Source organism: Leptotrichia sp. OH3620_COT-345, from assembly GCF_003932895.1.
Classification (GTDB): Bacteria; Fusobacteriota; Fusobacteriia; order Fusobacteriales; family Leptotrichiaceae; genus Pseudoleptotrichia.
In genome coordinates this window covers 1-425 of record NZ_RQYW01000131.1, presented here as the reverse complement: position 1 = coordinate 425, position 425 = coordinate 1, and the positions used below count along the sequence as shown (strand labels likewise).

The following is a 425-nucleotide window of genomic DNA, read 5'->3' as shown; positions in this document are numbered from 1 at the left end:
ACAGGATCAATAATAGGCAAAGAAGGCAACAGTAAAGTAAAAATAAATGAATATGTAGGAAAAGATATAGAAAATCATGATACACTGACAACAACAGGCGGTTCAATAAACCTAAAGGCAGGAAAGAATCCTATAGGCGGAATAGGGATAAATCAGGAAAAACGTGATAAAGAAGGCATATCAAGAAATACGGTATTAGGTGACATAGAAATAGGAAATGCAACAGGAGCCCCTATTAACAGAGATATTACAAAAGCCAATGAAATAACGAAGGATACTCACAACAGTACAAATATAAATATAGAAGGACAGACAATAGATTACCTGACAAATCCTTCAAGATTAAAAGAGGATTTGGATAAAGCAAAACAGGAAATAAAGGATATAGGGACAGCAATAAAAGAATCAATAAATGACAGAGGAGA

The 425-nt window shown here is 33.6% G+C and carries 1 pseudogene; it reads left to right on the top strand.

From position 1 onward, the window contains the following. Nucleotides 1–425: pseudogene (locus EII29_RS12400) on the top strand (hemolysin); the annotation flags it as partial.